This is a genomic window from Borrelia turcica IST7 (assembly GCF_003606285.1).
Lineage (GTDB): Bacteria > Spirochaetota > Spirochaetia > Borreliales > Borreliaceae > Borrelia > Borrelia turcica.
Genome location: NZ_CP028884.1, coordinates 517,584 through 543,747, shown reverse-complemented (window position 1 = coordinate 543,747; position 26,164 = coordinate 517,584). Strand labels below are relative to the sequence as shown.

At 31.2% G+C, this 26,164-nt stretch carries 32 protein-coding genes; 1 reads left to right on the top strand and 31 read right to left on the bottom strand.

Annotation, left to right across the window (positions count from 1 at the left end; genetic code table 11):
* Positions 1 to 9 precede the first annotated feature (9 nt).
* The 4 genes from DB313_RS02675 to der are packed head-to-tail and all read right to left on the bottom strand — an operon-like array spanning position 10 to position 10,832.
* Complete coding sequence (locus DB313_RS02675) at positions 10 to 7,554, bottom strand: SpiroCoCo family coiled-coil protein (protein ID WP_120104300.1); 7,545 nt, start codon at positions 7,552 to 7,554, stop codon at positions 10 to 12.
* A 19-nt stretch (positions 7,555 to 7,573) separates the two neighbouring features.
* Positions 7,574 to 8,260, bottom strand: coding sequence for an HAD family hydrolase (locus DB313_RS02670; RefSeq protein WP_120104299.1), 687 nt, complete (start codon positions 8,258 to 8,260; stop codon positions 7,574 to 7,576).
* A gap of 5 nt (positions 8,261 to 8,265) precedes the next feature.
* Positions 8,266 to 9,516, bottom strand: coding sequence for a hypothetical protein (locus tag DB313_RS02665; RefSeq protein WP_120104298.1), 1,251 nt, complete (start codon positions 9,514 to 9,516; stop codon positions 8,266 to 8,268).
* Positions 9,513 to 10,832: a ribosome biogenesis GTPase Der gene (gene der, locus DB313_RS02660; protein WP_120104297.1), complete on the bottom strand. Its 1,320-nt coding sequence runs from the start codon at positions 10,830 to 10,832 to the stop codon at positions 9,513 to 9,515. The genes DB313_RS02665 and der overlap by 4 nt, the downstream gene beginning before the upstream one ends.
* 86 nt (positions 10,833 to 10,918) lie before the next feature.
* Here der and DB313_RS02655 point away from each other — a divergent pair, with 86 nt between their 5' ends.
* A complete protein-coding gene (locus DB313_RS02655) occupies positions 10,919 to 11,677 on the top strand; it encodes a GerMN domain-containing protein (RefSeq protein ID WP_338022283.1) in 759 nt (252 codons plus the stop codon).
* Here the strand turns inward: DB313_RS02655 and DB313_RS02650 are convergent.
* The 27 genes from DB313_RS02650 to rplW all read right to left on the bottom strand — a co-directional run bounded on the left by DB313_RS02650 (position 11,674) and on the right by rplW (position 26,144).
* Entirely contained in the window at positions 11,674 to 12,465 is a 792-nt protein-coding gene (locus DB313_RS02650; RefSeq protein WP_120104295.1) for a TlyA family RNA methyltransferase, read from the bottom strand. The two genes, DB313_RS02655 and DB313_RS02650, sit on opposite strands and share 4 nt — an antisense overlap.
* The gene (locus DB313_RS02645) at positions 12,446 to 13,237 is read right to left on the bottom strand and encodes a TIGR00282 family metallophosphoesterase (protein ID WP_120104665.1); all 792 of its coding nucleotides are present in this window, start codon (positions 13,235 to 13,237) and stop codon (positions 12,446 to 12,448) included. Before DB313_RS02645 ends, DB313_RS02650 begins: the two co-directional genes overlap by 20 nt.
* Complete coding sequence (gene rny, locus DB313_RS02640) at positions 13,227 to 14,768, bottom strand: ribonuclease Y (protein ID WP_120104294.1); 1,542 nt, start codon at positions 14,766 to 14,768, stop codon at positions 13,227 to 13,229. The genes DB313_RS02645 and rny overlap by 11 nt, the downstream gene beginning before the upstream one ends.
* A 74-nt stretch (positions 14,769 to 14,842) precedes the next feature.
* Positions 14,843 to 15,214 carry a 50S ribosomal protein L17 gene (gene rplQ / locus DB313_RS02635; protein WP_120104293.1) on the bottom strand — a complete coding sequence of 124 codons (372 nt, stop codon included), beginning with the start codon at positions 15,212 to 15,214 and terminating at the stop codon, positions 14,843 to 14,845.
* Between the two features lie 17 nt (positions 15,215 to 15,231).
* A complete protein-coding gene (locus DB313_RS02630; protein ID WP_120104292.1) occupies positions 15,232 to 16,263 on the bottom strand; it encodes a DNA-directed RNA polymerase subunit alpha in 1,032 nt (343 codons plus the stop codon).
* A 12-nt stretch (positions 16,264 to 16,275) separates the two neighbouring features.
* Positions 16,276 to 16,665 carry a 30S ribosomal protein S11 gene (gene rpsK / locus DB313_RS02625; RefSeq protein WP_120104291.1) on the bottom strand — a complete coding sequence of 130 codons (390 nt, stop codon included), beginning with the start codon at positions 16,663 to 16,665 and terminating at the stop codon, positions 16,276 to 16,278.
* Positions 16,666 to 16,692: 27 nt separating this feature from the next.
* Positions 16,693 to 17,070 (bottom strand): 30S ribosomal protein S13, encoded by a 378-nt coding sequence (gene rpsM / locus DB313_RS02620; RefSeq protein WP_120104290.1) that lies wholly within the window; start codon positions 17,068 to 17,070, stop codon positions 16,693 to 16,695.
* 9 nt (positions 17,071 to 17,079) lie between these two features.
* Positions 17,080 to 17,193 carry a 50S ribosomal protein L36 gene (gene rpmJ, locus DB313_RS02615; protein ID WP_002557090.1) on the bottom strand — a complete coding sequence of 38 codons (114 nt, stop codon included), beginning with the start codon at positions 17,191 to 17,193 and terminating at the stop codon, positions 17,080 to 17,082.
* A gap of 9 nt (positions 17,194 to 17,202) precedes the next feature.
* Positions 17,203 to 18,507 carry a preprotein translocase subunit SecY gene (gene secY / locus DB313_RS02610; RefSeq protein ID WP_120104289.1) on the bottom strand — a complete coding sequence of 435 codons (1,305 nt, stop codon included), beginning with the start codon at positions 18,505 to 18,507 and terminating at the stop codon, positions 17,203 to 17,205.
* Between the two features lie 12 nt (positions 18,508 to 18,519).
* Positions 18,520 to 18,957: a 50S ribosomal protein L15 gene (gene rplO / locus DB313_RS02605; protein WP_120104288.1), complete on the bottom strand. Its 438-nt coding sequence runs from the start codon at positions 18,955 to 18,957 to the stop codon at positions 18,520 to 18,522.
* A complete protein-coding gene (rpmD, locus tag DB313_RS02600; RefSeq protein WP_120104287.1) occupies positions 18,950 to 19,261 on the bottom strand; it encodes a 50S ribosomal protein L30 in 312 nt (103 codons plus the stop codon). The genes rplO and rpmD overlap by 8 nt, the downstream gene beginning before the upstream one ends.
* Positions 19,262 to 19,264: 3 nt before the next feature.
* Entirely contained in the window at positions 19,265 to 19,759 is a 495-nt protein-coding gene (gene rpsE / locus DB313_RS02595) for a 30S ribosomal protein S5 (RefSeq protein WP_120104286.1), read from the bottom strand.
* An 11-nt stretch (positions 19,760 to 19,770) separates the two neighbouring features.
* Positions 19,771 to 20,130, bottom strand: coding sequence for a 50S ribosomal protein L18 (gene rplR, locus DB313_RS02590; RefSeq protein WP_120104285.1), 360 nt, complete (start codon positions 20,128 to 20,130; stop codon positions 19,771 to 19,773).
* A gap of 18 nt (positions 20,131 to 20,148) precedes the next feature.
* The gene (gene rplF, locus DB313_RS02585) at positions 20,149 to 20,691 is read right to left on the bottom strand and encodes a 50S ribosomal protein L6 (RefSeq protein WP_120104284.1); all 543 of its coding nucleotides are present in this window, start codon (positions 20,689 to 20,691) and stop codon (positions 20,149 to 20,151) included.
* An 18-nt stretch (positions 20,692 to 20,709) separates the two neighbouring features.
* Positions 20,710 to 21,108, bottom strand: a complete 399-nt coding sequence (gene rpsH, locus DB313_RS02580) for a 30S ribosomal protein S8 (RefSeq protein ID WP_120104283.1) — start codon at positions 21,106 to 21,108, stop codon at positions 20,710 to 20,712.
* A 9-nt stretch (positions 21,109 to 21,117) separates the two neighbouring features.
* A complete protein-coding gene (locus tag DB313_RS02575) occupies positions 21,118 to 21,303 on the bottom strand; it encodes a type Z 30S ribosomal protein S14 (protein WP_120104282.1) in 186 nt (61 codons plus the stop codon).
* Between the two features lie 14 nt (positions 21,304 to 21,317).
* Entirely contained in the window at positions 21,318 to 21,866 is a 549-nt protein-coding gene (gene rplE, locus DB313_RS02570; protein WP_120104281.1) for a 50S ribosomal protein L5, read from the bottom strand.
* 3 nt (positions 21,867 to 21,869) lie between these two features.
* The gene (gene rplX / locus DB313_RS02565) at positions 21,870 to 22,175 is read right to left on the bottom strand and encodes a 50S ribosomal protein L24 (protein WP_120104280.1); all 306 of its coding nucleotides are present in this window, start codon (positions 22,173 to 22,175) and stop codon (positions 21,870 to 21,872) included.
* A gap of 10 nt (positions 22,176 to 22,185) precedes the next feature.
* Positions 22,186 to 22,554, bottom strand: a complete 369-nt coding sequence (gene rplN / locus DB313_RS02560; protein WP_120104279.1) for a 50S ribosomal protein L14 — start codon at positions 22,552 to 22,554, stop codon at positions 22,186 to 22,188.
* Positions 22,555 to 22,582: 28 nt separating this feature from the next.
* Positions 22,583 to 22,837, bottom strand: a complete 255-nt coding sequence (rpsQ, locus tag DB313_RS02555; RefSeq protein ID WP_120104278.1) for a 30S ribosomal protein S17 — start codon at positions 22,835 to 22,837, stop codon at positions 22,583 to 22,585.
* Between the two features lie 4 nt (positions 22,838 to 22,841).
* The gene (gene rpmC / locus DB313_RS02550; RefSeq protein WP_120104277.1) at positions 22,842 to 23,042 is read right to left on the bottom strand and encodes a 50S ribosomal protein L29; all 201 of its coding nucleotides are present in this window, start codon (positions 23,040 to 23,042) and stop codon (positions 22,842 to 22,844) included.
* Positions 23,043 to 23,046: 4 nt separating this feature from the next.
* Positions 23,047 to 23,463 carry a 50S ribosomal protein L16 gene (gene rplP, locus DB313_RS02545; RefSeq protein WP_120104276.1) on the bottom strand — a complete coding sequence of 139 codons (417 nt, stop codon included), beginning with the start codon at positions 23,461 to 23,463 and terminating at the stop codon, positions 23,047 to 23,049.
* An 18-nt stretch (positions 23,464 to 23,481) separates the two neighbouring features.
* Positions 23,482 to 24,333, bottom strand: a complete 852-nt coding sequence (rpsC, locus tag DB313_RS02540; RefSeq protein ID WP_120104275.1) for a 30S ribosomal protein S3 — start codon at positions 24,331 to 24,333, stop codon at positions 23,482 to 23,484.
* Between the two features lie 3 nt (positions 24,334 to 24,336).
* Entirely contained in the window at positions 24,337 to 24,699 is a 363-nt protein-coding gene (rplV, locus tag DB313_RS02535) for a 50S ribosomal protein L22 (RefSeq protein ID WP_120104274.1), read from the bottom strand.
* A 5-nt stretch (positions 24,700 to 24,704) separates the two neighbouring features.
* Positions 24,705 to 24,983 carry a 30S ribosomal protein S19 gene (gene rpsS, locus DB313_RS02530; RefSeq protein ID WP_120104273.1) on the bottom strand — a complete coding sequence of 93 codons (279 nt, stop codon included), beginning with the start codon at positions 24,981 to 24,983 and terminating at the stop codon, positions 24,705 to 24,707.
* Between the two features lie 9 nt (positions 24,984 to 24,992).
* Positions 24,993 to 25,826 carry a 50S ribosomal protein L2 gene (gene rplB, locus DB313_RS02525; protein ID WP_120104272.1) on the bottom strand — a complete coding sequence of 278 codons (834 nt, stop codon included), beginning with the start codon at positions 25,824 to 25,826 and terminating at the stop codon, positions 24,993 to 24,995.
* Positions 25,827 to 25,847: 21 nt separating this feature from the next.
* Positions 25,848 to 26,144 carry a 50S ribosomal protein L23 gene (rplW, locus tag DB313_RS02520; protein WP_120104271.1) on the bottom strand — a complete coding sequence of 99 codons (297 nt, stop codon included), beginning with the start codon at positions 26,142 to 26,144 and terminating at the stop codon, positions 25,848 to 25,850.
* Positions 26,145 to 26,164: the final 20 nt, after the last annotated feature.

Below are 26,164 nucleotides of genomic sequence, written 5' to 3'. Positions count from 1 at the left end.
AATATCCCTTTATTCATCACCTTTATTACTAATTCCAAGTTCCAAAATAAGCTCCACCTCACCAACGGATAATTTAGTGGCTCTTGAAATTTCTGAGGCACTCCAACCCTGCCTCATAAGCTTAATAACAGAGTCTCTAACTGTTTCATTATTAAGACCAACATTATCTTTATACTTAGACTCTGTCTTTACAAGAATACCAAGAGTTTTTATTCTCTCTTCCGCAGCTACATTTAAGTTCTCTAGTCTAGTCTCAGATTTTGCAACTCTCTCTCTTATATTTCTAGTATGTTCTAATTTACTCTCAATCTCTGCTAGCATTTCTTTAAGAGTTTGAGCATTACCCAAAGCTTCTTGTGATAAATTCTTATTTACCATTAACTCTGCTATAATAACCCTTAATTCACTAAGACTTTCCTGAAATTCTGAACTCTCTTTAACTAATACTTGCATTCTATTCTCTATTTCAATTATTAAATCAAAATTTTTATCAACAGATTCTATGGTAGTTTTTAATATGCTCTCCTTATTGCTAATCCTATCATAATTATCAAGGACATTAGTTTGCTCCTCCCTGATTTCCTTAAGCTTAGTTTTATAAATCTGAATTTCATCATAAGTTTCTGTAAATTTCTTATATCTATCCTTAAAGGAAGCATAAAACTCAAGAAATTGATCAAATTCCTTTTTAATGCCTTTAAGGTCTGTTTGCTGAATCTTTAAATCATTAAATACCTCAACAATATCTGATGATTGATTTTGAATATTTTTAATTTCTTTATTAATTTTTTCAAAATCCTTCTTATAGTTTTGAACAAGTTTCATCTCATCAGTTAAGGTCCCCCATAGATTTTCCAATTTATCCTTGAAAGAATAAGCCTCATTAAGAATATCATTATTTCTCTCTAACTCAACTTCAAGCTCCTTGTATTTTTCAACTTGAACACTTATGGTAGCATAACGACTCTCAAATTCTTCTTTCAAGTCAACCTTGTATGAAATCAAATCATCCTTAACTTCATCAACAAAATGATCAAGCTCACTATCATAATCCAATATCTTCAACTTAAGTTGTGAGATATTATCATCTATCCCTTTAAACATTGCCTCATATGTACCCTTAAGTTCAACTTCCATCTGATTAACCCGAATACTCAACCTATCTTTTAAAGCTCTAATTTCTTCCTCTGAATAGCTAAAACTATTCTTAATTTCATTTTCAAATGAAACATAATCCTCTCTTATAGAACTGGAAAAAGAATTATAATTTTCCCTAATTGTCCTCTCAATATCAATCCTATAGGTATTTAATTTCTCAGAAATCTCTAAAATATCATTTTTCATAACATCCACTTGAGATTCAAAACTATCTTTATTATCTAAAAATTTGTCTACAATCTCTTGCTTTTCTCTCTCAAATCTTGAAATTATTAGACCAAATTCATCTTCTAATTTCTGATTAGCCTCTCCTATTTTAACTTCAATATCTTTTTGTTGACTTAAAACTCTAGCCTCCACCTGAGCCCTAATCTCTTCAATATGCAAATTTATCTTCTCATCTAGAGATTCAACTTTAGAATCAATCACTTTTTCAATATTTAAAACTCTATCTTTAAATTCGTCTGCAATATTTTTCAAATTAATGCTAGAGCTGTTTTTAAATTTCTTAATATCTTCTTGTAAATTACCAAAAATTTCTTCTGTTCTTTGTTCAACACTATCCTTAATCACTCTTACAGTACTCTCAATAACAGAAATATCACTTTCAATCCTTTTTACACTTCTTTCTGCAATGTCTGTTCTCTCTTCAAGTGTTTTATAAGTACTCTCTTGCCAATTCTTCATATCATCTTTAACCCTTAAAAACCAAGAGTCAATATTATTTTGACGATTATCTATAAATTCAATAAATTTATCCATACGACTAGAAACGCTTGTTTCCATTGAAGTTATTTTATTCTCTGTATCTCTTTTTCTAGCATCAAATTCTCTGCTAAAGTCCGAGTAAAAATTTTCTTTATTGCGTATAAGTTCCTGCTCAACTTCGATCTTAAAATTCCTCATAAGGACTGATTTATCTTCTACACTCTTAATTATATCTCTTTCTAAATTCTCAATTCTCTGATCTGACAATTCTACAAAGCTTTCTAAAGAGGTTCTTAAATGTTCACTTCTTTTCTTTAAATCTTCAAAAAAATCTTCTTCAATAAGTTTTAAATGTGATGACACATTTTGATAAGAATCTTCTTTAAGTTTTATGACATCTTTTTCAATATTATTTAAACTTAATTTAAGTTCTCCAAGATTTTCCAATTGCTCTCTAATTTCTCTGGTCATCCTTGTATTTGAATGAGCAAATTCCTCACCTAGATCAGCAATACATGAATTTAATCTATCCTCCATATCACGATGCATATCATTGTACTTAGCCTCTAACTCACTATACTTACTCATTATCAGCTCTTCTACATAACTACTCCTCTCCTCTATCTTACCCTCTATCATCTCCTGCTTCTCATTGTACTTACTCTCTAACTCACTATACTTACTCTCTATCAGCTCTTCTACATAACTACTCCTCTCCTCTATCTTACCCTCTATCATTCCCTGCTTTTCATTGTACTTACCCTCTAACTCACTATACTTACTCTCTATCAGCTCTTCTACATAATTACTCCTCTCCTCTATCTTACTCTCTATCATCCCCTGTTTCTCATTGTACTTACCCTCTAGCTCACTATACTTACTCTCTATCAGCTCTTCTACATAACTATTCCTCTCCTCTATCTTACTCTCTATCATCCCCTGTTTCTCATTGTACTTACTCTCTAGCTCACTATATTTACTCTCTATCAGCTCTTCTACATAATTACTCCTCTCCTCTATCTTACTCTCTATCATCCCCTGCTTCTCATTGTACTTACTCTCTAGCTCACTATATTTACTCTCTATCAGCTCTTCTACATAACTATTCCTCTCCTCTATCATCCCCTGTTTCTCATTGTACTTACCCTCTAGCTCACTATACTTACTCTCTATCAACTCTTCTACATAATTACTCCTCTCCTCTATCTTACTCTCTATCATTCCCTGCTTCTCATTGTACTTACCCTCTAGCTCACTATACTTACTCTCTATCAGCTCTTCTACATAACTACTCCTCTCCTCTATCTTACCCTCTATCATTCCCTGTTTCTTATTGTACTTACCCTCTAGCTCACTATACTTACTCTCTATCAGCTCTTCTACATAATTACTCCTCTCCTCTATCCTACTCTCTATCATCTCCTGTTTCTCATTGTACCTACTCTCTAACTCACTATACTTACTCTCTATCAACTCTTCTACATAATTACTCCTCTCCTCTATCCTACTCTCTATCATCTCCTGTTTCTCATTGTACCTACTCTCTAACTCACTATACTTACTCTCTATCAACTCTTCTACATAATTACTCCTCTCCTCTATCTTACTCTGTTTCTCATTGTACTTACCCTCTAGCTCACTATACTTACTCTCTATCAGCCCTTCTACATAACTATTCCTCTCCTCTATCTTACTCTCTATCATCTCCTGTTTCTCATTGTACTTACCCTCTAGCTCACTATACTGTAAATCAATTTCATTATGACATTTACTAATTTTATCTTTTAGATCTTTCTCAATTTCTTTAAAACTATTTTCAATTAACTTAAGAGAAGATATTTTATTATTAATTCCATTCTCATACTTTGCAATCTCTTCATCAATTGAAACAGTTGTTTTCATCATATATGAATCAAATTGTGCCTTCATTTCTTTCTCAATATCTGATTTAATTACATCAAACTGATAGCTTATCGTGTCATTATTCTCACTTATTCTTTTTCTTAAACTTTCTTCAAATTCTAAAATCTCTTTTGACCTCTCTTCCACTATCTCAAAATTACGATCCATCTCATATATTTTTACCCTTAATTTTTCATCATTATCCGTAAGTATCTTATATATTTCATCTCTAATCTTTGAAATAGCACCTTCACTCTCAATTAAAAATGTTGAATACCTCTCCTCAAGATTACTTTCAATAATTTTGAATCTCTCCTTATAAAGATCATTTAAAAACTCAGATTTATCTTCAATATTATTCTTAAGTTCATTAATCATCTCTACAAACTGCTCTTTTAATTGAACAACATCATTATCTATTACTCTCTTGTAATCAATAGCTTCCTCTCTTCTAACTTCATATTGCTGTTCAATTTCTTTTAAAAATTCATTAATTCTTATCTCTTCATTTTCTATTAAGGTCTTAATCTTGATTTCAAAATTTTCAACTTGATACTTTGATACATCAAAAGATGATTTAAAATTTTGTAAATCTTCATTCATATTCTTGCTAAGGGCGCCTATTTTATCTGTTAATTTCCTGCTTATATCTTCAATCTCATATACTATTTCATTCTCTAATTTATTTGAAAGAGTTTCTGAATATCCTCTAGAATTAAGTATTACTTCATTATATTTTTCATTAATCTCCTTATTTAAATCATTAAATCTTGAACTAAGAGAATCAAGAGTAATATCAATATTAGCCTGAAATGAAGTAATATCTGTTCTTTTATCTTGCAACAAACTATCAACTTCTTTAACAAACTCTTCAGATTTTTCTAGCACTGTAGCAAATTTCTTAGATAAATTTTCTTCTATCTCCTTAGTATCGGCATCAAAATGAGTCATAATATTTTTAAGTAATTCATCCGAATATATGTTCCCTTGATTTCTAAACTCGTCTATTTTTTCAAGATAATAACTATCAAGTCCTTCAATAGTAGTTTTTAGTTCCTTAATCTTTAAAGTCATCTCAGAATCTATTAAATTGATATCAGCCTTTCCTGAAGATAATACATTCTCAATATTAACCGTTATTTCGCTTAATTTTCCTTGCCAATCATTAAGCTTACTATCTATCTCAATATTAAGCATATCTTTTCTACTTAAGATATCTTCTGATATCGCGTTTAAAAAATTGTCTATTTGTTTCTGATTCTCATCCTTAATTTCAGCAACCTTTTGTACCCTAGTTTCAATAAATGAATCAAGATCTGTCCTAAAATTACTTAAAACATCTTCACCCTCAAGTTTAAAATCTTTCAATCTATATTCAAGCTCTTCCATTTTATTCCGAATCAACTCTTCTTTATTAGAAAAACCTTCATTAAGTCCATTAAGCGTCATAATAACTTTGTCATGGATAATTTCAACTTGATTATCAATAAACTCTTTAATACCTAATAAAGTCTCATCCCCCTTTGTATATGACATATCTTTCAATTCTTTATATTTTTCTAATATTGAACTTTCAAGATCCTCCGTTTTTGATGAAACATACTCAAGTCTTTCACTAACATCTCTTTCTAAAGACTCAATTTTTGAAGAAGCTGATAAAAGTAACTCTTCACTTGAAATTTTAATATCTAGTAAAGATTTATTTAAAGCAATAAGCTCATCTTTCCAATTACTATGCATATCCATTGCCTTTTTCTGAATATGCTCTGAGAGCTCATTAAAGATATTTTCACTAAGTTCTTTCCCTTTTGTCCTTTGTACTTCAATCAAATTTAAAAACTCTTCATTGGTTTTATTCAAATGGGATTCAATATTCTCTAAATTAGAATTCACTTCCTTCTGCCAATCCTCGTACTGTAACTTGGTAGCTTCCATTTGATTAATAAACCCACCTATATCCTCACTATAATTACTCTTTAAACTAGATATCTCCTTACTAATATCATCACTAATACTAATCAAATTGGATTCAAAATCCCCTCTTAAAACCTCAAAGTCCTTAATCAATAAATCATTTAAAGACCTCATTTCATCTTCTAACTTTTTACTAGTAATTTCAAAATTTTGATAATCAATATTTGATTTTTCAAAAATTCTATCAAACTTTTCATTATACTTAGTAGCAAAATCATCAATATCACTCTCAAGTTTATCTGCAATATTCTTATACTTACTTTCCAGCTGATTTTCTAAATCACTACTTTTTAAATTTAAAGATTCTACTAGAGTCTCATACTTCGAATTAATACTCTCATCTAAGTAAGAAGAATCACTAATAAGCCTATCATTGATTCTTTTAAGATCTGCGTATAAGCCATTATCCAACTTAAGTATCTTGTCTTGAACATCTGTCTCAATATTTGAAATCTTAGTTTCTAATTCACTCCCAATATCATTCATTCTTGAAAATACATTATCACTAAACTTATTAATATCTCCTTCTACCTTTGTCTTAAATTCAACATATATTTTATTAGAATCTTCCTCAAGATTATCCAATAATGCCTTAACATTGCTCTCTACACTTTCCATCCTAGAATTAGCATCATCTAAACTAAGTTCTATTCTCTCTCTTATATCCTTATTAAACTGATTTATCTTGTTATCATACTCTTTATAAATTTCCCCTACATTAGATTCAATCTGGACCCTAAATTGATCAAAAATATCTGCCACTTGCTCTTCATACTGTCTTATTTCTTGTTTTATGGTCTCCTCAATAGAATTTAACCTAGAATAAGCATTATCCTTGAAAACAGAACTTACAGAAGAAATTTCATTATCGATTAAGATAAGTTTATCTTCAAGTTTATCTTTCATTTGCGCAGAACGCTCATTAACATACATAAATACTTCATCAAACTTTAGCTGTAGCTCCTCATTCAACCTAGTTAAAATAAAGTCTTCCTTTTCATTAATTTTGGCCTTTGCCTTATCAAGGATAGCTTCAATAGAATTTTCTATTGATTTATATTTATCCTCATAAATAAAAAAAGATTCTTCCATTGTTTTATTATAATTATCTATACTAGACTCAATCTTAAATAAAAATTCTTGAAATTCATTAGCAAGCTTATCATTGCCTTTATCTAAAATTTCGCTCTTTCTATCTTCAAGCATTACTAAAGACTCTTGATAAGACATCAGACCCTGATCTAAATTATTCATTCGCAAGCTAAGGTCTTTAACAGTGTTATCAAACTTTTCCCAACTTTCAATCTTAATTGCCTCAAGATTTTCCCTATTTGTTTTATCAAATTTTTCAAAAACAGAAATCAATCTAGAATCAATAGAATCAATCTGAGTATTAAAATTTTTTAAAGTCTTTGAAAGCTTATCTACGATTTTTCCATCAACTTGAAGTCTTTGTATGTTATCTTGGACTTTAAGAGTCATATCATCTAATTCTTTAAGCATAGAATCATGATAAGCAATCTTTTTCTCTACTTCTGCAAAATCATTACTTTTATTTTTAATTTTTTGTTGAACTTCATCTATTTTTTTTATAATCTCTATGCTAGAACGTTGATAAGCTTCCATGTCAACAGCAAGATTATTAATTTCCTTTGTCTTATCTTCAATAAAATCTTCAAGATTATCCTTAGCAATATCAACAAATTTTTTAATCTTATCTAGAGCCCTTGAACGTCTGTCATACTGTCTATAGATAAATAAAATTACAAAAACCAATAAAAGATTAACCAGAATGGTTACAAAATCTATCATAAAATATTTTACCCATACTCTATATATTCAAAAGTATATATTCTTGCAAGTCTTTATAATTATTAAAAATAAAATCACACTTCACATTATCTAATAATTTTTTTCGAGAAAAGAAAGCAGTTCTCATAAAAACATCACCAGCACCTAAAATATCATACTCATAAGAATTTCCAACATATAAAACATGATTACTTTGAATACCAAGCTCATCCATAATTCTTAAAAAGGCCATTTTATTTGGCTTTAAATAACCAGTATCTTCTGATGAATAAAGAATATCCCAAAAACTATCCTTAATCCCTAATAAATTACTTACGCGAGTTGCAATTGGAAAATCTGACATTACTCCCAACTTTATTCCCTTAGATTTAAGAGAATAAATTAAATCATGAACACCAAAATAAGGCTTAAATCTTCTAAATTTATTTCCAAAAGCCTCGCCATAATAAATTTTATTTAATAAAAATTCACACCTGCTCTTACTATATCCTAAATACACAGAAAGCATTTCTATTTGCATAGACATTAACTTATCTCTACTAGAAGGATCACTCCTCCCTTTTTGCAAAACTCTTATTTCCTTTCTTACTCTTTTAAAAGCCAAAAAAAATCTAATATTTCTTAAAAACTCAGGAAACATTATTAAATTCATACTAATTTCAGGGTAAAGAGTCCCATCAAGATCAAATACTACAGCTTTTATCATAATAGCTAATCATTTATCCTTTTTGGTATTGGAACTATGGACACACCCTTTAAAGCTTTTACTCTAACCAAATGAATATATGAATTTGGATATCTATCCCTAAGTGATTTAATTGAAGTTTCATTATTAACTTCCATCACAGAAGTTCTAAAAATAGTTTCTTTATCAATAAATGGAAACAGTACAACAACATGCTTATGAAACACCTTTCCAGGAAATTCATTCATTGTTGTATTAACAGACCCAAAGTATATATAACCAGGCTCACTTAAAGCCAAATAATACAAAATAAATTCTAAATTATCTATCTTATACCCACGATTTTCAATATAGTTTAAAAAACTAATATTGTTTACATCCATTTCTTTAACCTTATCCAAAACCAAGTCAGTATTAATATACTTAAGCCTGTATCCAATATTACGAATCCAATCAAGAGCAAAAAATAAATCTCTACTAAATTCATACTGCTCAGTAAAACTATTGCCTCTAACTCCAATATGTCTAACTTTAAGATCTTCTATTTTTAAAAGTTTTCCAGTCATTGTCTTATAAATTGAATCAGCTACCCACTTGCCAAACCCAGAGCAATTAAATCCTTCAACCTCTTCTTGAGGTTCACCCGTTTTAATGTACACCATCTCTCCCAATTCACTCATAGCTCCATCAGGAACCTCAGTAATTGAAGAATCCTTTAAAAATGTTCTAAACTTATCAACAATATGAGAAACATTATCATATTCTTCAAAATATTTAGGATCAAAAAATTTTAAGTCAATAAAATTACTAACATATTTAGCTATCTCAAGAAAAGAGCCAGTAGCAATATCTCCAATTTTAAAAGGTAACTTAACATCTTTATGTATTAAAGTATTTATTAAATAAAAGTCAGCACTAGAATTCATACCACCTGCTTTTATTCTAATAAAAGTATCTGCTCTATGTATAAAAAATATTTTTATCTGCTCAATACCATCTTTTCCAACTTTAACTACATAAGACCCTGGAAGAATATAAGGCACACCATCTTTTCGATTAAAAAAAGAATAATAAACATAATCTCCCATTATTGAACTTGAAACCTCAACATAATAACCGTCTGTAGTATAATATTTTTGAGGCTTTATCTTTTCCGCATTACTACTTGAATTAAAATATTGTGAATAATTTGTTCTAACTGTAAAATCGTAAAAAAATTTTTCAAATGCTAAAAGATTTAGATTACTAATGATTAAAAATAAAAGTACATGTATCACTTTAAGATTCTTGCCTTTTCTCTCATTTCTATTAAAATTGGAATATTATTATACCCAATTTTACGAATATTATTTACTAAATAATTATAGTAAGAATTTGGGAAATTAGTCATTTTGTTAGCAAATAAAATAAATTTAACAGGATTAACACTAGCCTGAGTTATATACTTTACCTTATGTGTAACATTTAAATGATAATCCTTAATCCACAAATTTAACATTTTATTCAAATCAGTAGTATTGACCTTAAGTTCAAGTTGTCTTTTAAGTTTAATTGCTTCTTTAAAAAGATTATCTAAACCTATCTTTCCATGTACGGATATCCTTAATATAGGAGCAAACTTTAAAACCGGAAAAAAGAAATTAACACGGTCTTTTATAGCCTCAAAATAACCATTCTTTATTTCTACACAATCCCATTTGGTAAATACAATGATAATTCCCTTACCCTTCTTAGTTGCATAATGAGCAATTTTCTTATCTTGAGCTGTCAAGTCTTCATTAGTATCAATTAATAAAAAGACAATATCTACCATATCAATTACTCTTAAAGCCCTACTTACAGAATAATGCTCAATAAGTTCATCTACTCTTGACCTTCTCCTGATTCCAGCCGTATCAACAATTTCAAATGTCTTTCCATTCCTTTGAAATTTTGTCTTAATAAAATCTCTTGTAGTTCCAGCCTTCTGAGAAACAATAGACACTTCATGTCCTGCTAAAAAATTAATAAGAGTAGATTTACCTGAATTTGGCTTTCCTATAATACCAATTTTAACATCAATATTATCTTCATCACTTGCCAATTTACCAACTGAATTTTTTAAAAAATTTTTTAAAGAGTTAATCCCTTTACCATGAGTTGCGCTAACTAAAAAGCTCTTTTTAAATCCCAATTTTTGAAACTCATAAGCCAAAGATTCCTTATTCTGACCATCTATTTTATTTAATACCAAGACTATCTTATCGCTATATTTTCTTAGTCTTTCAATAAGTTCATAATCTTCTGACAACATTTCATTTACATCTAAAACAAGTAGAATTAAATCAACACTATCAAGTAAGTTTATAACCTTATCAACTACAATTTTGCTAAGTTCATCCTTTAAAAGTGTAAATCCGCCAGTATCAACTAAATAGAATCTATAAGAATCTACCTCGCATACCTCTTTAATTAAATCTCTAGTAACACCATAAGTTTTATCCGTAATGCTTCTTTTTGAGTTTAAAAGTTTATTAAATAAAGTAGACTTACCAACATTCGGCCTGCCTACAATAAAAACACTACTATATTCTCGTAACTTAGAATTAATCAAAGATAACTTGCCTCTTTCTTTATATAGCTATTTTTATTATAATATCAAATATTATATGTTTATGCCAATTATAAACGGATATTCAATTGAAAAGGAAAAAAAGGAATAGGCGCAAAAAAAATAGTTTTAACAAAATAGATATATTTCTAGTACTATTTGCTATTTTTTTAACAGGATTGTGCTTATTGCTAATAATTAAAAACTCATTAATTAAAAATATATTTAATGAACAAATTGACAATTATGAAAATTTTGAATTTGATTCATCAAAACCTAATAAAGTAATAGAGGCGGAACTAGATAATACAAAAAGAGAAACTATTAAAATAGTTAGTAATGAAAAATTTTTAATCAAGCCTCCTGAAATACAAAAAATCGAAGAAGAATTTAAACATCAACAACAAAAACTTTCAAAAAAGAAAAGAATAGTTAAACTATATTTCATAAAAGTTACTGCTGAAGGACATTTTTTAAAGCAAGACATTAAAAGAACTATTCACTATGACAAAAATATTCTTGAAGAAACACTAAAAGCACTTATTAATGGACCAAATGAATATGAACTTAAAAACAACTTCTTAAGTTTAATTCCTATCAATACTAAAATATTAAATTTAAGCATAAACGATGGAATTGCTCACATCAACTTATCTAAGGAATTTTATGAAAATAGCTTCGGAGTAGAAGGAACAATTAACCAGGTAAATCAAATTATTTTAACATGTCTTGAAATTCAAGGTATTCATGGGATAACTTTAAAAATTGAAAATAATCCAATAATACTTGAAGATCTAAATTTAAACTTTTCAGGTATCTTAGATAAAAAAACATTTAATAAGTATTAATAATTAAGATTATTAAGTAATGCAAGAGCTTGTTCAAGTTCGAATATGCTGTTTTTAGTAACCAAGAACATAAATTCTTGATTCCCCTTCCTTCCTTTAATTTTAAGTTCTAATATATTTTTAACTTGTAGCTTGTTATCATAAAATTTTCTAATTACCTTATCCAATATATTAGCTAAATATCTGGCCTCAACTACACCACTAAAATCTTTTATGTTTAAATCTAATCCTTTAAGTTCAAACTGAGGCTTAATAAGAGTAATAATAAACCCATCAGATATCTTATTAATCAAATCTACACATATGTTAACTGCAGACCTAAAAGAAACATCTATGACAGCTAAATTGGGACACATGTCAAATTGATTAATATCAAATATATTGGTCTTCTCAAAAACTCTAACCCTTGGGTCAATTCGTAGTTTATAAGAAAGTTGATTAAATCCAACATCAATAGCATAAACAAACTTAGCACCTTTTTGCAAAAGGCAATCTGTAAAACCACCTGTTGAAGCTCCAACATCAACACAAATTTTATCTTTAACTGCAATTTTAAATGCTTCTAAGGCTTCTAAGAGCTTATACCCTCCCCTTGAGACAAACTGACTAGCTTCACTCTGTGCTAAACTTATTGCATTATTCTTTGATAGTAAGACCTTAGGATTCCTCTCCCTGTGAGAATTGACATACACTCTTCCAGTCAAAACTAATATTCTCAATTCTTCTCTTGTCAAATTAGGATAATTTCTACAAAGTAAATTAAGTAAACTATTTCTGTATTCTCTCAATTTTCAAAGCACGCCCTGTTTTCAAATCAGAAGTAATAACAACACCTTGTATAATCACATTATCTTCAACCACCTCTGTTCGTAAAGCCACATATTCAAGTAATCCTCTAAGAGAAATTTCAGGACTAAATCCTATTACAGAATTTAAACTACCCGTCATACCAAGATCACTAATATAAGCAGTTCCTTTTTCCAAAATTCTCTCATCTTGAGTCATTATATGCGTATGCGTACCAACAACTCCTGTAACAAGTCCATCTAAAAAATACCCAAAGCTTTCTTTCTCATAATTGCTCTCAGCATGAAAATCAACAAAAATAGTTTTAACCTTATTCCCAATCATATTTATAAACTTTTTTATATTTTCAAAAGGGTTTTTAACAATAAAAGTCATTCCTAAAAACCCTTGAATATTTACAATAGCAACCTTTTCATTTTTAATATTTAAAATGCAATATCCATGCCCTTCAAGTAAATCTGAAAAATTATTTGGCCTTAAAATATATTTTTGTTTATTTAAATATTCTTTTATACTGTAATCAGAATAAACATGATTACCAGTAGTAATAATATTAACACCAGCTTTAAAAAGATTTTCTGCTATCTCTGGAGTAATTCCAAAGCCACCAGACGAATTTTCTCCATTAGCAATAACAAGATCTACATTATATTTATTTTTAAGGGCCTTAAGATTAAAAAAAACCTTTTTCAACCCCGCATCACCTATTATATCTCCAATTATTAAAGTCTTAATAATATTATTATCTTGCATATTCAATAACTCTGGTCTCACGAATAATAGTAACCTTGATTTTACCAGGATATCTCATTTCAACTTCTATTTTCTTTGCAATGTTTCTTGCAAGCATAGTAGCCTTCTCATCATTAACCAATAAATTATCAACAATAATTCTAACTTCACGTCCTGCTTGAATTGCATAACATTTTTGAACACCCTCAAATCCATAAGCAATTTCCTCTAGTCTTTTAAGTCTGTTTATATAATTATTCAAACTTTCACGTCTTGCACCAGGACGAGATGCAGAAATAGCATCCGCTATCTGAACAACAATAGCCTCAAGACTTTCCGGCTTTATCTCATTATGATGGGCAGCAATAGCGTTAACAACAATATCACTCTCCCCACAACTTTGAGCAAGCTCAGCTCCCGTAATAGCATGTCCCTCGCTATTCTCAGAAATGCTTTCCATTCCTTTACCAATATCATGTAAAAGACATGCTCTCTTTACAACAACAGGGTCTAATTTCATCTCTTTAGCCAAAATTTCCCCTATTATTGCTGTTTCTTTTGAATGACTTAAAACATTCTGTCCATAGCTACTTCTAAAGTAAAGTCTGCCAAGTCCCCTAATAAGTCTTTTATCAAGTCCATGAATATTTAAATCAAATACAACCTTCTCTCCCTCTTCAAGAATAATATTATTTATCTCATTAGTTACACTATGTACAACTTCTTCAATTCTTGCAGGGTGAATTCTCCCATCCGTAATAAGCCTCTCAAGTGTTCTTTTAGCTATTTCCTTTCTTACTGGATTAAAACAAGATATAACAACAGCTTCAGGAGTATCATCAATAATGATATCTGCGCCTATTAACGTTTCAAGAACTCTAATATTACGCCCTTCCTTACCAATTATCCTACCTTTCATCTCATCGTTAGGTAATGCAACAGAAGCAATCGTAAATTCAGAGCTAACCTCAGTAACCATGCGTTGCATGGTAGAAACCAATATATCTTTTGCAAGCTTATCTGCTATTAGCTGAGCCTCTTGTTCGCTTTTATTAATAATAATTTGAGCATCTCTTCTAGAATCATTCTCAATTTTCTCAATGACAATCTTTTTTGCTTCTTCTTTTGTTAATCCAGAAATATTTTCTAATTTTTTAACTAAAGATATCTCTTTTTCGCGTATTATTTTTTCTTTTTGTTCTAATTCCTTACCCTTAGAATCAATTCTACTTTGCTGTTTATCAAGAGCAGACATTCTCTTATCTAATGCCTCTTCTCTTTGTAATAATCTTTTCTCTAAGTTAAAAATTTCATTTTTTCTCTCTCTTATTTCCTTTTCTTGCTGATTCTTTTCTTTAAGCAATTGAGCTTTTGCGTTTGAAATAATTTGCTTTTTTTCATTTTCTATCTCTAAAATTGCTTCTTCTTTTTTCTTTTCTAGCTTTTTATCTAAATTTAATAAAGAAAATCTACCTAAAATAATCCTTATTGCAAAACCTAATATAATGCCTATAACGACAGCAAGAATAGAAGAAAAAGTAATATACAACATACAATTTACCTCTTATTCTCTAAACTTAATTAAATATAACTCCTTAAAAAGGAAATACTTAATATGTAAGACTATTACTTTTCTTCTAGAGTTTTATCAACTAGCTCAAGAATAGCCATCTCAGCAGCATCTCCATATCTCTGTCCTAGTTTAATAACCCTAGTATAACCGCCCTTTCTTTCTTTAAAGATGGGGGAAATTTTGGTAAATAATTTATTAAGAATATATTTATCATGTATAAACTTTGACACTTCTCTTCTATTATGTACACTATCAACCTTTGCTCTAGTAATTAACTTCTCAGCAAATCTCTTAACCTCACTCAATTTCACTTTAGTAGAAGTTATTCTCTCATGCCTCAAAAGAGAAGTTACCATATTTCTTAAAAGTGCCTTTCTATGACTTGATTTTCTATCTAATCTATTAAATCCTACCCTAGTCTTCATATAAAACAGTCTTCCTTTTACTTAGATATTTTATCGCTTTTACTTAATGCTTTAAGCGCTTCTGCCTTAGCCATTCCTAAAAATAGCCCATAAACACTAAGTTTTTCAATTATTTCTTCTAAACTTTTTTTCCCAAAGTTTCTTGCTTTTGAAAGTTCTTCTGAAGTCTTACTAATAAGCTCTCCTAAAGTTTTAACATTTTCCTTAGTCAAACAATTTAAAGATCTAACAGATAAATCTAACTTTTCAACACTCATATTAAGTAAATCAGAATCTTTCAATTCAGTATTTTCAAGAGACGGCACAGTATTATCTTCAAAATTTACCAATGGAAGTAAAAAATCACGCACTATAGAAGCAGCTTTCCTTATAGCATCATTAGCACTAATAACACCTGTTGTCCATATTTCCATAATAAGCTTATCATAATCAGAACGTTGCCCTACTCTAGTGTCCTCAATAGAATATGACACCTTTTCTATTGGAGAAAATATAGAATCAAGCGCAATAGTATTAACTTCTTCTAAATATTTAGCATTTTGTTCAGAAGAAACATAACCTCTTCCATAATTAACTTGAAATTCAAAATCCAAATTTGCATTACTTGAAAGCGTAGCAATTACCAAATCCCCATTTAATACCTCAACACCCTCTCTTTCAAGATGAGCTGCCTTTAAAACATTAGTATCTCTACCATTAACAGAAAAATTTATCACTGTACTATTAATTCCTTTGTCTAACTTTAAATGAATATTTTTAATGTTAGCAATTACTTCAAGAGTATCTTCAACAACTCCAGGTATTAAATCAAATTCACTTGAAACAACCTTCAAAGATCCTCCTTGATTAGACTGAATTCTCATAGCAGATATAGCATATCCTTCAATAGAAGACAATAAAACTCGTCTTAAAGTATTCCCAATGGTAACACCAAATCCCTTTTCAAAAGGATATATTACAAATTTTCCATAGGAGCCATCATCCTCTCCCCTTAAAAACTCAATTCTATCAGGTATGGTAAAATCTTTCAAAAGTTTCTCTAAAGACATTCATTCCTCCAACTAAACTCGTCTAGTTTTTTTAGGTCTACACCCATTATGCGGTATTGGAGTAACATCTGAGATTGACTTAACAATTATACCCGTTGACCCAACAGCTCGTATAGCAGACTCTCTACCAATCCCCGGTCCCTTCACAAAGACATGTACATAATTAATGCCAAAATCCTTAACCTTACCCAAAGCAGCCTCCGCAGTCATCTGAGCAGCATAAGGAGTTGATTTCTTAGCTCCCTTAAACCCCATACCACCAGCACTTGCCCAAGCCAAAGTATTACCCCTTATATCAGATACAGTCACGATTGTATTATTAAAAGTAGCTTGTATATAAACATTTCCCTCTCCAATACTTCTTTTTACTTTTTTTTTGTTAGCTGATAATTTTGCACTCAACCTTCTCCCTCCATAAACAAAACAATTTTATTTAGTAGCCATTTTCTTATTAGCCACAGTTCTTCGCTTACCCTTCCTAGTTCTTGCATTAGTTTTAGTCCTCTGTCCTCTTAATGGTAATCCTTTCCTATGCCTAAGCCCCCTATAGCATGCAATATCCATAAGTCTCTTAATAGACATGGCCAATTCACTCCTAAGTTTCCCCTCAACAACATAATCACTCTCAACTATTTTTCTAAGCTTATTAATTTCATTATTATCTAAATCTTTAGCTTTTTTATCTGGTGAAATATCTGTTTTTCTACAAATCTCTAAAGCTCTAGTTCTTCCTATCCCATAAATAGATGTAAGAGCTATCTGAAGTTGTTTACCATTAGGTAAATCTATTCCTGCTATTCTAGCCATTATATCCCCTTATTTTTGTCTTTGTTTATGCTTAAGATTATCACAAATAATCCTCAAAACACCTTTTCTCTTTATTACCTTACATTTTTCACAAATTGGTTTTACACTTACTCTAACTTTCATAAAATACCCCTAAATTTTCTGTAAAAAAGCATACTTTTTATTATTTCCACTAGACATTCCTTGCGTCTTTAAATATGCATCAATCTGAATTAATGTATCAAGAGCTACACCCACCATAATAAGCAATGAAGAACTACCCATAATCCTTGAAACATCATACGGAAATCTAAAAATAGTTTGCACCAAAAAAGGAATTATTGCAATAATAGACAAAAAAATAGAGCCCGAAAATAATGTTCTATTCATAATACTATCCAAATAACCCTCCATCTCATCTGCCTTTATACCCGGTATGGTGCCTCCATTTTTCCTAATATTGTTACTTATATCTTTTGGACTTAATTGTATCTTGGAATAAAAATATGTAAATCCTATTATTAAAACTACATTTAATAAAGTATAATAAAGTCCATTAGGCCTTAAATAAGATAAAACCTGCCTTGCAATAGAAGAAGTCTCAGCAAACCCACTCAAAATTTGTAAAGGCAAAGTGATAAGAACAGATGCAAAAATAACAGGCAAAACGCCTGATGGATTAAGTTTTATTGGCAAATATGAACTCACAGTATTCCTTGAATTTGCCCTAGCATAGTGTATAGCAATTCTTCTTTGCGCCTTATATTCATATATAATTAATACTACAACCACAACAAAAATGCTTAAAACTAATATCACAAAAACAGGATTAATGTTTTGAGAAGGGTCTCTCATCCCCTGAAACAAATTAAACAAAGCTGCTTGAAGTCTAACTACTATCCCTGAAAAAATTATTAAAGATACACCATTTCCAATTCCTCTCTGATTAATTTGCTCACCAAGCCATAAAAGAATAAAAGTTCCCGTAGTCACTGTCAAAATAGCAATAAAAATATACCTATTAAAAGGCATATTAAGTGCACCTGGGATACTCCTAGCATAAAGACTAGTAGCATATCCCTGAGCCACTGCCGCAATAATTGTTAAATATTTTGTATACTTCTTGACCTTTTTTCTTCCACCATCACCTTCTTGCATCCTTTTAAGAGAAGGGAAAGAATAAACAAGCAACTGAATAATAATAGACGCTGATATATAAGGACCTATACTAAGCATAAATACAGAAAAATTACTAAAAGCACCACCTGAAAAAAAATCAAAATAATTAGTGATTGAAAAATCTGACTGTGCCTTAAAATAACTTCTAAGAGCCACAGGATCTATTCCCGGTATTGGTAAATAAGAACCAACTCTAAAAATAAAAAGAATAAAAAGAGTAAATAAAAACTTAGTCCTTAAATCTTTAATACTAAATAAATTGAAAAACAAATCTTTCATCACACTACCATTCTAAATTAATTTAATATTACAACCCATTTTTATTACAAGTTCTTCAGCAGATTTTGAAATACGAGAAATTTCAAAATCAACCCTCTTAGTAAGCTTGCCATTAGCTAAAACTTTAATATTCTTAGCATTTTTACTCACAAGCCCCTTTTTAAATAAAGTATCATGATTTACTAAATCTCCATCATCAAATTTTTTCTCTATATCCCCAAGTCCAACAATTTCATATCTTAATCTATAATCATGATTAGAAAATCCTCTTCTTGGAAGTCTTCTATAAAGAGGAGTTTGTCCTCCTTCAAACCCAGGTCTTGGTGAGGTATTCCTAGCTCTCTGACCCTTTTGTCCTCGACCAGATGTCTTCCCAAGACCAGATCCTGGCCCCCTACCTACAACTTTTCGAGTTTTATTAGCGCCCAAGGGTTTCCTTAACTTAATCATTTCTCACCTCACTTATTAAAATCATGTTAATTACCTCATGAAGCATTCCTTGCACTGATTTGTCCAAAGTATGTACCCTTCTATCTCCTATTCTCTTTAACCCTAAAGCTCTTAATGTCCTAACCTTATTATCTAATTTACCAATTAAACTTCTCTTAAGTTCAACCTCAACTCTAATGTCACCCCTAGAAATAATTTCCCGATTACTCTCCATCCTCTTAATAAAAGCCTTGTTTTTAACCCTAGATCTTGAAGCTTTAAACCTATCCTTCTTAAGTTGAAGTCTTAATTTTCTCTTAATCATAAATTAACCCCATAAAGTTCCTAAAGTTTTTCCTCTTATCCCAGCCACCTTTCTACCATCTAAAACTAAATCAAATGCCTTAAAAGTGGCCTTTACCACATTCATAGAATTATTTGAACCAAGAGACTTACTTAAAATATCATGAACCCCCACAGCTTCCATCACAGCACGAACAGGTCCACCCGCAATAATTCCAGTACCCTCAGTAGCTGGTTTAATTAAAACCTTAGCCTTTTTAAAATCCCCAATAACCATGTGAGGAAGAGTACCCTTCTTAATAGGAACAGTTCTTAAATTTTTCCTAGCATTTGTTGAACTCTTCTTTATAGCATCACTAGCGTCATTAGCCTTGCCAAATCCCCATCCAACCTGTCCTTCTCCATCGCCAATAACCATAAAAGCAGCAAAAGAAAATCTTCTCCCTCCCTTTACAACCTTAGTAACCCTATTAAGCGATATTAATTTCTCTATTTGTTTTTTATGAACCTGAGTTTCCACCCTATTTCCTCCTAAACATCAATACCAGCTTCACGCAAAGAAGTTGCAAAACTTGCAATAAGACCATGATATTTGTAGCCATTCCTATCAAAAATAAGTTTATTTATATTTTTATCTTTAAGTCTATTTGCAAGAACTTCACCAAGTTTCTTTACATCATCAACATTTTTACTCAATTTAAGACCTTTCTCAATAGTAGAAACACTTGCCAAAGTACGCCCCACCATATCATCAATAACTTGAACATAAAAATATTTATTGGATTTAAAAACAGTAATTCTAGGTCTGTCTGCAACCCCAAGCCCAATTCTATCTCTTATTTTCTTCTTGCGTTTTATATTTCTTTTTTCAGCTTCTTTTATTTTTTTCATAAATGCTCACTTAAAAATTTATTTTTTTACTCCCGATTTACCTACTTTCCGTTTAATTATCTCATTATCATACTTAATACCTTTACCCTTATACGGCTCTGGTACTTTCAAACTTCTAATTTCAGCAGCAACTTGCCCAACTCTACACTTATCTATACCTTCAACGGCAATTTTAGTATTACCATCAAGCTTAATAGAAATCCCCTCAGGAATCACATATTCAAACTGAGTTGAGTATCCTAAGTTAAAAAAAAGACTCCTACCCTGTTGTTCAACCCTATAACCTATTCCATTAATAGTAAGAGATTTCGAAAATCCATCCGTTACTCCTTTAACCATATTAGAAATCAAGCTTCTATAAAGACCATGAAAAGCTCTTGTCTGTTTATCTTCAAAAGAACGCTCCACAATAATGCTATCATCCTCAACTCTAACCTTAATACCACTCCCTATCACCTGACTCAATTTACCCTTATTCCCCTCAACTGTTACCAAATTGTCCTTAATATCAACCTTAACAGAATTTAACATCTTTATAGGAAGTTTACCAATACGTGACATATCTACCTACACCCCTTTTTACCAAACTGAACAAATGAGCTCACCGCCCACCCTGCTATCTCTAGCCTTCTTCCCAGTAATAACACCCTTAGAAGAAGACACAATTAATATTCCATATCCGTTTTTTATTCTAGGCATATTTTTATATGAAGAATATACCTTCCTACCAGGAGTTGAAATAGCGTCTATTTTATTTATAGCCGGATTTCTTTTATTATCATAGTTTAATATCGCTTTAATAAAAGAAATGCCATTTTTATCAAAAAAATTATAGTCCTTAATATACCCTTCTTCTTTAAGAATATTCAAAATTGATTTATTTATTTTAGACATCTTTAATTCTACAGATTCATGTCTAACTCTACTTGCATTCCTTATCTTAGTTAGCATATCTCCAACTGAATGTGTAACTGCCATAAATTCTCCTTACCAGCTTGACTTTGAAACACCAGGAATTAATCCAGCAGACGCATGCTTCCTAAAGCATATACGGCACATACCAAAATCTCTCATATATCCCTTCGGACGCCCACACAACTTACATCTATTTTTTTGTCTTGTTCTATATTTTGGCTTTCGTAAAGCCTTAATTATCATTGACTTTTTAGCCATAAAATACAACTCCTTTAATTACTAAATGGCATACCAAATTTAGAAAGCAAAGCTTTCCCTTCCCTGTCATTTAAAGCCGTTGTTACTACCGTAACATTCAAGCCAGATATCCTCTCTATTTTATCATAATCTATCTCAGAAAATATTATTTGTTCTGCTATTCCAAAAGAATAATTACCATTACCATCAAAAGCATTACCATCAACCCCCCTAAAATCCTTAACACGAGGTAAGGCTAAATTGATAAGCTTATACAAAAACTCATACATAATATTACCTCTAAGTGTGACCTTAGCTCCAATTTCTTGACCTTGTCTAATCTTAAACCCAGCAATAGCTCTCTTAGCTTTCGTCTTTATAGCTCGCTGTCCAGTAATTTGACTAAGCTCCAAAACGGCTGAATCTAAAAGCTTCTTATTTTTAACAGCCTCTCCAACTCCCATAGAAACAACTATTTTCTCTATTCTAGGAGCCTGCATAATAGATTTATACTGAAATTCCTCAACAAGTTCTTTTATAATACTATCCCTATAGTATTTCTTCAATTCAGGAACATAACTCATAATCTAAATATTCTCCCCATTTACTTTAATAAATCTCTTTTTTTCATTATCTTCAAATCTAATCCCCACTCTAGAAGCTACGCCCCCTACAAACAACATCACATTTGAAATGTCTATAGCTGCCTCTTTATTGATTATCTTGCCCTTTTCTTGGGGGGTTCTTGCTTTAATAACCTTTTTAACCATATTACAGGCTTCAACAATAACCTTAAATCTTCCCCTATCTATGCTAATAATCTTACCAATCTTCCCTCTATCTTTGCCACAAAGAATTTTTACATTATCACCCACTCTCAATTTTGTCTTCATAAAATACCCCTTATATTACCTCTGAAGCCAATGAGACAACTTTCATAAAATTAGCATCTCTTAACTCTCTCGCAACAGGCCCAAAAACTCTTTTACCCCTTGGATTTAAATTAGTATCAAGTATGACACAAGCATTATCATCAAACCTAACATAAGTCCCATTTCTACGTCTTATTTCCTTAGAAGTTCTAACAACAACAGCCTTATGTACATCTCCTTTCTTAACAGGAGAATTAGGAATGGCCTGTTTTATAGCAATAACGATTATATCTCCAACTCTAGCATATCGCTTCTTACTTCCACCTATAACTTTTATACACTGTGCTATCTTACCACCCGTATTGTCAGCTACCGTTAAATATGTCTGCATCTGAACCATATTAATCTCCTCTATAAAATAACAAAAATTACTTTGATTTTTCTAAAATTCCAACAAGCATCCACCTCTTCTCTTTACTAATAGGTCGAGCTTCAATAATTCTTACTTTATCCCCAACTTTTGATTCTTCCTTCTCATCATGAGCCTTAACTCTTCTACTAACCTTTAAATACTTATGATAGATAGGATGCATCCTTCTCTGAACAATTTCAACAACAATAGTTTTACTCATCTTATCACTAACAACCTTACCAATTAGTTCTCTCTTATTTTCTTTTGCCATATACCTAAACCTTCCTAATACCTATTTCATATTCATGAATCATTGTATTAAGTCTTGCAATATCACGTCTTATCTCTCTTTTTTTTAAAGGATTTTCAACATGCCCTACAACCGTCTTAAATCTTAAGTCCATATATTCTTTCTTTAAAGCAAACCTCTTAGCCTTAATATCATCAAGGGACATATCTTTAAATTTCTTTAACATAAACTCACCTCAAATCTCTTCTTACAACAAATATAGTTTTAACCGGAAGCTTAGAACTAGCAAGCATCATAGCTTCCTCAGCAAGCTCCTTAGCTACTCCAGCCATCTCAAACATAACAGTACCAAGCTTAACAGGCGCATTCCAATGGTCAACACCTCCTTTACCCTTACCCATTCTAGTCTCAGCTGGCTTCTTAGTATAAGGAATGTCTGGAAATATTCTTATCCAAACTTTACCACCCCTCTTAACCCTACGAGTCATAGCAATACGCGCTGCCTCAATTTGCCTTGAAGTAATAAAATCTGTTTCAAGAGAAACAAGTCCATACTCTCCAAAAGATATTTTATTTCCCTTCTGAGCTTCTCCAGTAAGCCTTCCCCTCTGTCTCTTTCTATATTTAACCTTTTTAGGACTTAACATTTAACTCTCCTTAAGATCCTAGACATCAGAATCTCTTTTATAAACAGAATCATTCCTAGACCTAGATCCAACCCCTGATTTTTCCTTAAAAAATTTATCCCCATCGCCAGACTTCCTACTTTTATTATCCGGCATATTCTTATCATTAGCTATTCTACTCTTATCAAAACTTTCATTTCTTTCTCTTAAAGGCTTTCTATTTATTACCTGACCAGCATCTGAATTAACTTTTTTACCTAAAAGTTCTCCCTTAAACACCCAAACTTTAACACCAATAACACCATAAGTCGTCTGTGCTTCAGTAAATCCATAGTCTATATTAGCCCTAAGAGTATGTAACGGAATTCTTCCTTCCTTAACTTCAAAACTTCTAGCAATTTCGGCCCCACCAAGCCTACCTGAAACTTTAATTTTAATTCCCTGAAGACCTTTTGAAATAGAAGATAAAAGCGAAGTCTTTAATAACTTCCTATAAGAAACCCTATTTTCAATTTGCCTTGCTATTCCATTAGCAATAATCTGAGCATCAAATTCTGGTTTCTTAATCTCTTTTATTTTAATATTAATCTTTTTAGAAATTTTCTTAGTTAACAATTGCCCTATCTTTTCAAGATTGGCACCCTTAACACCAATAACAGAACCAGGTCTTGGAGTAGAAATTACAACTGTTACCCTTTGAAGATTATTTCTAATAATCTCTATGTCGGAAATATCAAATCTAATTCCCTTAAGAAACTTCATCGTTTCCCGTCTTATTAAGAAATCTTCATAAAGTATCTCAGGATACAATTTTTTATCAAAATACCATTTCGACTTCCAATCCTTATTAATCTTTATTCTTAAGCTGTAAGGATGTACTTTTTGACCCATATTTTATTCTCCACTCCCCATCTTTTCATCAACTTCAACAAAAATATGACAACTTCTATTGATAAGTCTATCGGCTCTACCTCTAGCTCTAGGCCAAATACTCCTACGTCGCCTTCCATCATCTACCATAACTACCTTCACAATTATCATATCTTCAGAAAGATTTTTATTATGATACATAGCGTTTGATGCTGCCGATTTAACTACCTTACCCAAAAGCTTAGCCCCTTTATTAGGCATAGAATAAAGTATTGCAACCGCTTCAACATAAGATTTACCTCGTATATTATCAGCTATTGGCCTTACTTTCTTTGGAGAGGATGGCAAATTTTTACCCCTAGCCGTATATCTTCTATTTACAAACATATCCTCTACTTCCTTCCCTTCTTATCTGATTTAGCATGTCCTCTAAAAATCCTTGTAGGAGAAAATTCACCAAGCTTATGTCCCACAAGATCTTCAGTAATATAAACAGGAATAAAAGATTTCCCATTGTAAACAGATATAGTAAGACTCACCATCTCAGGTATTATTGTTGAGGCCCTAGAATATGTCTTAATAACCACTCTTTTCTCTTTACCAGAAGCTGCCAAAACTTTTTGATAAAGACTTTTTTCTATAAAAGGTCCTTTTTTAATAGATCTTGCCACTACAATCTCCTACTTATTTCTTCTCTTAACTATAAATTTATCTGAGTATTTCTTTTTCTTTCGAGTCTTATACCCCTTAGTAGGCTGTCCCCAAGGAGATACAGGATGACGTCCTCCAGAAGTCTTACCCTCACCACCTCCATGTGGGTGATCAACAGGGTTCATCGCAACTCCTCTTACCTTAGGTCTCTTCCCAAGCCATCTACTCTTGCCAGCCTTACCCACAGAAACATTCATATAATCCTCATTCCCAACCTCTCCAAGAGTTGCCATACACTTCTTAAAAACCATGCGCATCTCCCCTGACGGAAGTTTAACAGTCACATAATCTTCATCAGAAGCAAGTATCATAGCATAACTTCCAGCACTTCTTACAAGTTGACCACCTCTTCCAGGATTAAGCTCAATATTATGTATCATCTTACCAACTGGAATATTTTCAAGGGGAAAGGAATTACCACTTTTTATCGGTGAATTTGGACCACTCTCTAAAATATCGCCAACCTTAATTCCCTTAGGCGCAATAATGTATCTCTTATCTCCATCTCTATAAGCAAGTAAAGCTATATTAGAACTCCTATTTGGATCATACTCAATAGAAACAACTCGAGCAGGCACACCAAACTTATCTCTTCTACCAAAATCAATCTCTCTATACCTTCTCTTATGGCCACCACCTCTTCTCCTAATGCTAATTCTTCCAGAAGAATCTCTTCCCGCTCTAGATACCTTCCCCTTAGTCAAAGACTTTAAAGGATCATTACCCTTGCTTAAATCATCAAAAGACAAAGTTGTCTTATACCGCAAAGAAGAAGTTTTTGGCTTATAAGTTTTAATACCCATATTTCTCTTTCTCCAAAACCACTAAAAAATATCTATTTTATCTTCTTTTTTAAGATAAACATATGCTTTTTTCCATGAAGAAGTTTTCCCCTTACCAATAGGATACCCCTTCCTTGACACCACTACCTTATTCTTGCTTTTAACATTAAGCACATTACATGATATTGGAACAACATTAAAAAGTTCTTTAATTGCAGCACCAACCTCTTTCTTATTTGCCTGTTTTTTAACTCTAAAAGCATAAACATTCATATTCTCTCGCTGAATATTAGTTTTCTCAGTAAGCATAGGTGAAATCATTATATCACAAGCCTTCATAATTCATCCTCAACATTTCT